General features: G+C 72.3%; 11 protein-coding genes. All 11 read right to left on the reverse strand.

Translation table 11 applies throughout. From position 1 onward, the window contains the following. Positions 1-40: 40 nt before the first annotated feature. The 11 genes from QNO11_RS06655 to rpoZ all read right to left on the reverse strand — a co-directional run bounded on the left by QNO11_RS06655 (position 41) and on the right by rpoZ (position 9,474). The gene (locus QNO11_RS06655; RefSeq protein WP_257509853.1) at positions 41-631 is read right to left on the reverse strand and encodes a Trp biosynthesis-associated membrane protein; all 591 of its coding nucleotides are present in this window, start codon (positions 629-631) and stop codon (positions 41-43) included. Next, on the reverse strand, positions 628-984 hold the full coding sequence (hisI, locus tag QNO11_RS06660) for a phosphoribosyl-AMP cyclohydrolase (RefSeq protein ID WP_257509852.1): 357 nt from the start codon (positions 982-984) through the stop codon (positions 628-630). Before hisI ends, QNO11_RS06655 begins: the two co-directional genes overlap by 4 nt. Beyond that, the gene (hisF, locus tag QNO11_RS06665) at positions 981-1,760 is read right to left on the reverse strand and encodes an imidazole glycerol phosphate synthase subunit HisF (protein ID WP_257509851.1); all 780 of its coding nucleotides are present in this window, start codon (positions 1,758-1,760) and stop codon (positions 981-983) included. Before hisF ends, hisI begins: the two co-directional genes overlap by 4 nt. Further along, positions 1,760-2,602 (reverse strand): ATP phosphoribosyltransferase, encoded by an 843-nt coding sequence (hisG, locus tag QNO11_RS06670; RefSeq protein WP_257509850.1) that lies wholly within the window; start codon positions 2,600-2,602, stop codon positions 1,760-1,762. The genes hisF and hisG overlap by 1 nt, the downstream gene beginning before the upstream one ends. Before the next feature lie 43 nt (positions 2,603-2,645). After that, positions 2,646-2,909, reverse strand: a complete 264-nt coding sequence (locus QNO11_RS06675; protein WP_257509849.1) for a phosphoribosyl-ATP diphosphatase — start codon at positions 2,907-2,909, stop codon at positions 2,646-2,648. 16 nt (positions 2,910-2,925) lie between these two features. Then, the gene (gene rpe, locus QNO11_RS06680; protein ID WP_257509848.1) at positions 2,926-3,603 is read right to left on the reverse strand and encodes a ribulose-phosphate 3-epimerase; all 678 of its coding nucleotides are present in this window, start codon (positions 3,601-3,603) and stop codon (positions 2,926-2,928) included. Between the two features lie 24 nt (positions 3,604-3,627). After that, positions 3,628-4,998, reverse strand: coding sequence for an RsmB/NOP family class I SAM-dependent RNA methyltransferase (locus QNO11_RS06685; RefSeq protein WP_257509847.1), 1,371 nt, complete (start codon positions 4,996-4,998; stop codon positions 3,628-3,630). Then, complete coding sequence (gene fmt / locus QNO11_RS06690; protein WP_257509846.1) at positions 4,995-5,915, reverse strand: methionyl-tRNA formyltransferase; 921 nt, start codon at positions 5,913-5,915, stop codon at positions 4,995-4,997. The genes QNO11_RS06685 and fmt overlap by 4 nt, the downstream gene beginning before the upstream one ends. A gap of 9 nt (positions 5,916-5,924) precedes the next feature. Then, on the reverse strand, positions 5,925-7,901 hold the full coding sequence (locus tag QNO11_RS06695) for a primosomal protein N' family DNA-binding protein (protein ID WP_257509845.1): 1,977 nt from the start codon (positions 7,899-7,901) through the stop codon (positions 5,925-5,927). Between the two features lie 20 nt (positions 7,902-7,921). Then, positions 7,922-9,115: a methionine adenosyltransferase gene (gene metK / locus QNO11_RS06700; protein ID WP_257509844.1), complete on the reverse strand. Its 1,194-nt coding sequence runs from the start codon at positions 9,113-9,115 to the stop codon at positions 7,922-7,924. A gap of 104 nt (positions 9,116-9,219) precedes the next feature. After that, a complete protein-coding gene (gene rpoZ, locus QNO11_RS06705; RefSeq protein ID WP_257509843.1) occupies positions 9,220-9,474 on the reverse strand; it encodes a DNA-directed RNA polymerase subunit omega in 255 nt (84 codons plus the stop codon). Positions 9,475-9,709 lie beyond the last annotated feature (235 nt).

The following is a 9,709-nucleotide window of genomic DNA, read 5'->3' on the forward strand; positions in this document are numbered from 1 at the left end:
CGCAGCGGCTGGGTGGCCGCTGAATTTCAGTCTAGCGGGGTCAGGATGTCGGATCGGCGCCGCGGGAGAGGTCGTCCCACGAGTCGATCGCGTCGTGCGGACGTGAGGTGGCGGGCCCGGCGGTGTCAGCGTCGGTGCGGTAGCGGCGACCCGATCCGCGCCAGCGGTGAGCGGTGATCAGCGTGAAGACGCCGCCTGCCATGAGCACGATCGCGGCAGCGAGGGTCACCCAGGGCCACGGGGTCGCGGTGGTCTGCGCGACGAGGTCGGAGACCGCCTGGGTTCCGCTCAGCCCGGTCGCGTCGGTGACGGTGGCCGCGACCTGGTCGATCGGGCGTGGCTGCGTCACCGGCCATGTCATGGCCATCAGGGTGGCCCCGATCGCCACCGCCAACGTACCGAAGACGTAGCGCAGCACGCGCCCCACGATCGTCAGCGCCAGCCCCAATGCGAGCGCGGCCAGGCCCAGCGGCGCCAGGACCGGCAGGGCGGCGGTACCCGACACGGCAAGCGCCTGCTCGGCACCGCCGGTGAGGGTCACGTCCAGCCAGGTCTGCGTCGAGGAGATGACGCACACCCCGCCCGCGACCAGCACTGCGAGGACGGCGACCAGGCGTGCCCGTCGGGTCATGACGGCGCCGTCTGCGGGTGCAAGTCGTCGGCGTCGAAACAGGTGTGGTTTCCGGTGTGGCAGGCGGCGCCCACCTGCTCCACCTCGACCAGCACGGCGTCGCCGTCGCAGTCAAGCCGCGCCCCGCGGACGAGCTGGATGTGACCGGAGGTGTCGCCCTTGCGCCAGTACTCGCCCCGCGAGCGGGACCAGAAGGTCACCCGGCCGGTGGTGAGGGTGCGGCGGAGGGCTTCGGCATCCATCCACGCCAGCATGAGCACCTCGCGGGTGTCCCACTGCTGGATGATCGCGGCGACCAGGCCGTCGGCGTTGAAGGCGACCCGGGCGATGCGTTCGTCCACGGTCTCGGTCATGTCGCGTTCTCCCGTCCGCGCACCAGGATGCCGTCGGCAGCCAGGGCGTCCTTGACGTCGGCGATGGTCAGCTGTCCGGAGTGGAACACCGACGCCGCCAGCACGGCGTCGGCCCCGGCGTGCACGGCGGGGGCGAAGTGGGTGACGGTGCCCGCTCCCCCGGAGGCGATGACCGGGACGCTGGAGAGCTCGCGCATGAGGCCCACGAGTTCGAGGTCGAAACCCTCCTTGGTGCCGTCGGCGTCGATGGAGTTCACCAGCAGTTCGCCGGCGCCGCGCGCGATCGCCTCACGTGCCCAATCAAGGGCGTCCAGCGAGGTCTCGGTGCGACCGCCGTGGGTGGTCACGGCGAACCCCGACGCGGTGGCATCCGACCGCTTGACGTCGAGCGAGAGCACCAACACCTGCGCGCCGAAGCGGTCGGCGATCTCGTCGATGAGCGCCGGGCGGGCGATGGCGGCGGAGTTGACGCCGATCTTGTCGGCACCCACCCCCAGCAGCCGGGCCACGTCTTCGGTGGAGCGCACTCCCCCGCCGACGGTCAGCGGGATGAAGACCTCTTCGGCGGTGCGACGCACCACGTCGTAGGTCGTGGCGCGCTGGTCCACCGTGGCGGTGACGTCGAGGAACGTGATCTCGTCGGCGCCCTGCTCGTAGTACAGGCGGGCAAGCTCCACCGGGTCGCCCATGTCGCGCAGGTTGGCGAAGTTGACGCCTTTCACCACGCGCCCGGCGGCGACGTCCAGACACGGGATGACGCGGCAGGCGAGGGTCATCAGAGCCTCGCGTTGTGGATCGCGGTGACGAGGATGGCGCGGGCGCCGATGCCGTACAGGGCGTCCATGATCTGGTTCACCCGCTTGCGTTCGACCATCACGCGCACCGCCACCCACGCGGGGTCGCGCAGCGGCGAGATCGTGGGCGACTCGATGCCGGCGGCGATCTGCACGGCGTCGTCGACGAGCGCGGCGGGCAGGTCGTAGTCGACGAGCACGTAGCGGCGGGCGACCAGGACGCCTCGCAGGCGACGCAGCAGCGTCTCGGTGCCGTCGGCCTCCACGGGGGCGCCGATGAGGACAGCCTCTGATTCGAGCAGCACCGGGCCGAAGATCTCCAGACCCGCCTGGCGCAGCGTCGTGCCGGTGGACACCACGTCGGCCACCGCATCGGCCACGCCCAGCTGCACGGCGGATTCGACCGCGCCGTCCAGGGGCACCAGGTCCACGGCGATGCCGTGCTCGTCGAGGTAGCTGTCCACCAGGCCCGGGTAGGCGGTGGCCACCCGTAGGCCCTCGAGGTCGGCCAGTGTGGTGAAGCGTCCGGGAGGACCGGCGAAGCGGAACGTCGACCCGCCGAAACCGAGGGGCTCGATCTCGCGCGCACCCGGCATCCGGGCATCCAGCAGCAGGTCACGGCCGGTGATGCCGACATCCAGCGCGCCGGAGCCGACATAGGTGGCGATGTCCTTGGGGCGCAGGTAGAAGAACTCGACCTCGTTGATCGGGTCGGTCACGTGCAGGACCTTCGGGTCGCGACGGCCGGTGTAGCCCGCTTCGGCGAGCAGCTCGGCGGCGGTGTCGGCGAGCGAGCCCTTGTTCGGCACGGCGATTCGCAGCATGGGTGGCTTTCGGTGAGGGGGCGGCAGGGGTGAACAGGAGCGCTCAGAGATGTCGGTAGACGTCTGCGAGGCTCAGCCCCTTCGCGATCATCATCACCTGCACGTGGTACAGCAGCTGGGAGATCTCCTCCGCTGCGGCATCCTGCGACTCGTACTCGGCCGCCATCCAGACCTCGGCGGCCTCTTCGACGATCTTCTTGCCGATCGCGTGCACACCGGCATCGAGCTCCGCGACGGTACCCGAGCCTTCGGGGCGCTGCTCCGCCTTGGCGGACAGCTCGGCGTACAGCGCGTCGAACGTCTTCACCATGACAGGTTACCGGTCAGTGCCGGTGGGCGCGGGCCGCGGTGGTGCGCAGCGCTGCGATCGCCGCCTCCGGATCGTGCGCGCCGAACACGGCGGAACCGGCCACGAACGTGTTGGCGCCGGCCTCTGCGGCCTGCGCGATCGTGGATTCGCCGATGCCGCCGTCGACCTGCAGCCACACCGCGCTGCCGCGTTTGCGGGCCTCGTCGGCCAGTAGGCGCAGCTTCGGCATGGTCTCGGGCATGAACGACTGTCCCCCGAAGCCGGGCTCGACGGTCATCACCAGGATCTGGTCGAATTCGTCGAGCGAGTCGAACAGGCCCTCGACGGGTGTGTCGGGCTTGACCGCGATGCCCGCCCTGGCGCCGATCTGGCGCAGGCGCCGGGCGAGGGAGATCGGGTCGGTGGCCGCCTCGAGGTGGAAGGTGACCGATGCCGCGCCCAGCTCGGCGTACTCCGGCGCCCACCGTTCCGGCTCGTCGATCATCAGGTGCACGTCCAGCGGCACGGGGCTCGTCGCCTGGATGCGCTGGACCATCTGCGGGCCGAACGTGAGGTTCGGCACGAAGTGGTTGTCCATGACGTCCACGTGCACGAAGTCGGCCGTGGCGATGCGGGCGAGCTCGGCCTGCATGTTCACGAAGTCGGCGGCGAGGATGCTCGGGTTGATGCGGACGTCAGTGGTGTCGGTCACCGTCCCATTATCGCGGCGGGCGGGTCAGCGGCGCCGCAGCAGCGTGATCGACATCGCGTCGGTGCCGTGCCGGTGCGGCCACAGCTGCGCCCGACCCGACCCGTCGGTCTGCGCCGGCAGATCCAGCGGGGTGCGGGAGACGGCGCTGACGACCGCGCGGGCATCGAGCTCCTCGACGTCGTCACCGAACTCGCGCAGCAGCTCGGCGCCGATCGCCGCCGTCTCGGCCAGGTGTGGCGAGCACGTGACGTAGGCGAGGATGCCGCCGGGGCGCAGCGCCTTGACGGCTGCGGATGCCAGCCCCAGCTGCAGCGTCGTCAGCTCGGGCACGTCGGCCGGGCTCTTGCGCCAGCGGGCCTCGGGGCGACGGCGGAGTGCCCCGAGCCCCGTGCAGGGGGCGTCGACGAGGACCCGGTCGTACTGGCCCGGTGCGTTCGCGGCGCGGTCGCGGCCGTCGACCTGGCTCACCGGAACCTCCACCGGCACACCCGAGACGGAGTCCCGCACGAGGCGGGCGCGGATCGCCGACGGTTCGTTGGCTTCGAGGTGCGCGCCCCGCAGGAGCGCCTCGGCGGCGAGGATCGCGGTCTTGCCCCCCGGTCCGGCGCACAGGTCGAGCCACCGCTCCCCCGGCTGCACGGGCGTGGCGCCGATGAGGGCGAGGGCGGCCAGCTGGGACCCCTCGTCCTGCACGCGGATGCGGCCACCCGCCGCGGTGATCATCGCATCGGGGGCGCCGCCGCCGAGCCGGAAGCCGAACGGTGAATACGGGGTGGGCTGGGCGTCCTCGGGGATCTCGGCCAATCCGGGCAGCGCCGTCATCGTCACCTGGGGTGAGACGTTGTCGGCGGCCAGCAGCTGCTCCAGCTCGTCGACGCGGCCCTCGGCGGCCAGCGCCCGGCGGAACGCGCGGATCACCCACACCGGGTGGGCGTAGGCGAGGCTGAGGCGTTCGTCGTCGGAGCGCGCCGAAGCGGTGATGCGCTGCATCCAGTCCCCCGGCGTCTCGCGGGAGACTCGGCGCAGCACGGCGTTGACGAAGCCGGCCGCCCCCTGCCCCGCGGCATCCCGCGCCAGCGCGACCGACTCGTTCACGGCGGCGTGCGAGGCGACACGGGTGGACAGCAGCTGGTGCACACCGAGCCGCAGCGCGTCGAGCACCGGCGGGTCGATGTCGTCGACCGAGCGGCTCGCGGCATCCGCGATGATCGCGTCGTACGTGCCCTGGCGGCGGAGCGTCCCGTAGGTCAGCTCGGTGGCAAGGCCCGCGTCGGCGGTGGACAGCCCCGCGGCGCGGATCTCCCGAGGCAGCAGCAGGTTGGCGTACTCGTCTGCCTCGTGCACTCCCCGCAGCGTCTCGAAGGCGACCCGTCGCGCCAGCGTCGCACCGCTCATGAGCCGGCCATCGCATCGGTCAGGCGCGCGCCGCGCCACCAGTCGGCGGCGGCCATCGCCGGCTTGCCGGCTGGCTGCACGCGGTGCAGCACCACGCCGCCGTCGCCGGTGCCGACCACGACCTCGCGCTCGATCAGTCCGATGCGACCGGGTGCGAGGCCGGCGGCATCGGCCACCGTGCTCGCTGCGAGAATCTTCAACCGTTGTCCTTCGATCGTGGTGTGTGCGCCGGGTTCGGGGGTGGTCCCGCGTACGCGGTCGACGACGCGCGCCGCGGGCTGGTTCCAATCGAGGGCGCCGTCGGCGAGGGTCAGTTTGCCGGCGAAGCTCGGTTCGCCGTGCTGCGGCACGGCTCGCGCGGTGCCGGCGGCGATGGCGTCGACGATGTCGCTCAGCAGGCCCGCGCCGGATACGGCGAGATCACCCAGCACGTCGCCGGCGGTCGCCGTCTCGGGCACGTCGTACGTGATCTCACCGAACACGTCACCGGCGTCGAGTTCGGCGACGAGGCGGAAGACGCTCGCCCCGGTGGTGCGGTCCCCCGCGATGAGGGCGTGCTGCACCGGGGCAGCACCGCGCCACCGCGGCAGCAGCGAGAAGTGCAGGTTGATCCACCCGTGCGGCGGCAGCGACAGCAGCGGCTCGCGCACCAGGCCGCCGTACGCGACGATCACGCCGAGGTCCGGGCGGAGAGCGGCGATCGCCTCGGTGGCGGCGGCATCCAGCCGGTCGGTCTTGATGGTGGGGATGCTGAGGTCGGCGGCTGCCTGCGCGACCGGCGACGGCGTGAGCACGCGCTTGCGCCCGAGGGGCGCGTCGGTGCGGGTGACGACGCCGACCAGGTCGTGGCCGGATGCCGCGAGGGCACGCAGCGAAGGGACGGCGGGCTCGGGGGTACCCGCGAAAACGAGGCGCATGGTATTTCCTTACAGATCCAGATCGGGGACGTCGACGCGCACTCTCAGGGTCGCACGGGCCGGGCCCGGGCGTCCCTTCGCGGAGCGTCGGGCGTGGAGGGCGTCGGCGATGACCGACGAACGCAGGCTCTCGGCGACGGCGCGGCCGGCGCCGTAGTCGAAGCGCACCACCGCCCGGGAGCCGGCTTCGGTGGTGACGGGGCCCAGCACGGCCTGCTCGCCGAGCGATGGGACGTCTTCGCGCAGGGTGTCCAGGCACGTGCGCACCGCGGCGGCGGCGCCGTCGACCGTGGCCACGCGCACCACCGGTGGCATGTGCAGCGGGGTGCGCTCCGCCAGCTCGCTGCGCGCGTATGCCGGCTGCGTCCACGTCGCCAGCGCCCGCGCGACCGCGCCGGTGACGCCCACCAGATGCACGGGGGCGCCGGGGGCGGCCAGGGCCGCGGCATTGGACCACCAGCGCAGGCACGATTCGCCGATGCGCAGCTCGTCGGCCATCAGCATGCGGTCGGCGTCCAAGAGCACCACGGCGCGGTAGCCGCCCTCGGCGATCGGCTCGGCACCGCGCGTGGCGATGACCAGCGCCGGCTTGGCATCCACCCGCGCGACCTTGTGCTCGCCGTCGGCGACGATGATCCGGGTGCCGGGGAACGCCCGGCCGAGTTCGTCGGCGGTGCGCTCGCTGCCGGAGGACGCCATGCGCAGCTTGGTGCTGTCGCACTTCGGGCACCGCCATGCCGGCGCGCTGCGTCCGCACCAGCCGCACTCCGGCACGGCGCCGGGCCGGCGGGCGCGCAGCGGTCCGGTGCAATGAGGGCACCGCGCCGGGGTGCGGCAGTCGGCGCAGACCAGCACGGGTGCGTAACCGGGGCGGGCGACCTGCACCAGCACGGGTCCGGACACCAGGCCCTCGCGGGCTGCCGCGAACGCCGAGGACGGCACCCGGGCGCCGTGCGACTCACCCTCACGGGTGGCGGAGAGGACGACGCGGGGGCTGGTGCGGCGCCGGGCGGGCACCTCGCGCACCCAGCCGATCGCGACGAGCCGCTCGACGTCGGTGGTGCGGGTGTGACCGGCGAACAGCAGCGCCGCGCCGTCGAGCTCCTGCCGCACCAGCCCGGCATCGCGAGCATGCACGCCGGGGCTCAGCGGCTCCGCCAGCAGCGGGTCGCCGTCGTCCCAGATCGCGATGAGGCCGGGGTTGTGCGCCGGCGCGTAGACGGTGGAGCGGTTGCCGACCACGATGCACGGCTGCGGCGCCAGCACCCGCAGGTACGACGCGTACCGCTCCGGACCCGACCGGCGGGCGTCGTCGCGTACGAGCGCGTCGGCGGGCACGCGGGCGGCCAGGGCCAGTTCGAGCTGCGACTGGTCGCGGTGATCGGGTACCACCAGTACGGCGCTGCGCCCGGCGGTGAGGGTGCGCACAGCGGCGGCGGCCAGCAGTTCCGCCCACGCGCCGACGTCCTCGCCGGATGAGAGCCGGGCGGGGCGCGGTGGGGCGTCCAGCGCGAGCCGCTCCCCCGCCGTGATCGCCTCGGACAGCCCCGGGAAGGCGGCCAGCACGTCGCCCGCCCACGCGGCATCCGTCTCGGCCACCGTCGGTGCCGGCACCGGGTCACTGGCGAACCACGCCTTCTCTGCGCGCACCATGCGCTTGGGCACGGCCAGGCGCAGGATGTCGGATGCCGACCCGGCGGCGCGGTCGGCGGCTCGCCGTGCCAGGGCGTACAAGCCCGGCGGCAGCACTTCGACGGTGGAGATGACCGAGTCCACCAGCGACAGCGGGCGACCCGCGGCATCCGCCCGGTCGGTCTCGATGACGTACGCGTCGACCAGGCGTCCGGCGGTGCGCAGCGGCACCCGCACGCGGATGCCGGGGACGACCGTGTCGGCGAGCTCGTCGGGGACCTCGTAGTCGAACAGCCGGTCCAGCTGCGGCAGGGGCGAGTCGATCAGCACTCGCGCGACCCGACGGGTGGTCATGTCGGCACCCGTTGGTTCCACTAGAGCCCTGCGGCCGCGCGCAGCTCCTCGACGCGGTCGGTGCGCTCCCACGTGAACTCGGGCAGTTCCCGCCCGAAGTGTCCGTAGGCGGCCGTCTTGGCGTAGATGGGTCGCAGCAGGTCGAGCTGGTCGATGATCGCCTTGGGGCGCAGGTCGAACACCTCGCGGATGGCGCGGCGGATCGCCTCGTCGGAGACCCGGCCGGTGCCGAACGTCTCGACGTAGAGGCCGACCGGCTTGGCCTTGCCGATGGCGTAGGCCACCTGCACCTCGAGGCGCTCGGCCAGCCCTGCGGCGACGGCGTTCTTGGCGACCCAGCGCATCGCGTACGCGGCGGAGCGGTCGACCTTCGACGGGTCCTTGCCGCTGAACGCGCCGCCGCCGTGGCGGGCGGCGCCGCCGTAGGTGTCGATGATGATCTTTCGGCCGGTCAGGCCGGCGTCGCCCTTGGGGCCGCCGGTGACGAACGGGCCGGCCGGGTTGATGTAGTAGGACACGTCGGGAAGCTCGAGCCCGGTCTCCTCCAGCACCGGGTCGATGACCTCGGCGCGGACGGCGGCGCGCAGCGCCTTCTGTGAGATGTCGGCCTGGTGCTGCGTGGACAGCACGACCGACTCGACGGTCTTCGGGGTGTGCCCGTCGTAGCCGAGGGTGACCTGGGTCTTGCCGTCGGGGCGCAGGAACGGCAGCGCGCCCGAGCGGCGCACGGCGGCGAGGCGCTCCGCGATGCGGTGGGCCGTCCAGATGGCCATCGGCATGAGTTGCGGCGTCTCGTCGGTCGCGTAGCCGAACATGATGCCCTGGTCGCCGGCACCCTGCAGGTCGTGCGGGTCTTCCGAGCCGTCTTCACGGCGCTCGAACGCCTTGTCGACGCCGGCGGCGATGTCGGAGGACTGCGCGCCGATCGACACGCTCACCCCGCACGAGTTGCCGTCGAAGCCGGCGTCGCTGGAGGTGTAGCCGATGCGATTGACCACTTCCCGCACGATGGCGGGGATCTCGACGTACGCGCTGGTGGAGACCTCGCCGGCCACGTGCACGAGGCCGGTGGTCACCAGCGTCTCGACGGCGACGCGGCCCTGCGGGTCTTCGGTGAGGATCGCGTCGAGGATGCTGTCGGAGATCTGGTCGCAGATCTTGTCGGGGTGACCCTCGGTGACGGACTCGGAAGTGAACAGACGCAGGTCGGTCATCGATGCTCCAGGTCGAATGCGGCGGGAATCGGCACCAGTATGCGTCGTGCGGCGGACACGCTCGAGAGCGGGCCGCCGCACGGCGTCACAGGTGTCTGCAGGTGTTACTCGACGTGGCGCAGGCGCAGCTTGTCTTCGTGGATCTCGTGCAGGGCGATCGTGAGGGGCTTGTCCTCGACGGTCGAGTCCACCAGCGGGCCGACGTTGTCGAAGAGGTTGCCCTCGTGCAGGTCGGAGTAGTAGTCGTTGATCTGACGCGCCCGCTTGGATGCGTAGATCACAAGCTGGTACTTGGAGTCGACCTTCTCCAGCAGTGCGTCGATGGGCGGGTCGATGATGCCCTGGTCGCGAGTGGCCATGCGGGACCTCCTGAGGTCGTCGTCGGGGAAAGTCGTGGTGCCCGGCAGAGCCGAGGCATCAGCCCAGTCTACCTGGTCCGTCGGCCCCCGAGCTGGTGGCATCCTGCCCCCGCCTTCGGTCGTCGCAAAGGGCCCTGCCTGGCCCGGGTGTGGGGGCGTTCGCGACGACCGAGGGATGCCGCGTGGCGCGGCGCGCGCGCTCGGTCGTCACGAAGGGCCCTGCCTGGCCCGGGTG

Source organism: Microbacterium sp. zg-B96, from assembly GCF_030246865.1.
GTDB lineage: Bacteria > Actinomycetota > Actinomycetes > Actinomycetales > Microbacteriaceae > Microbacterium.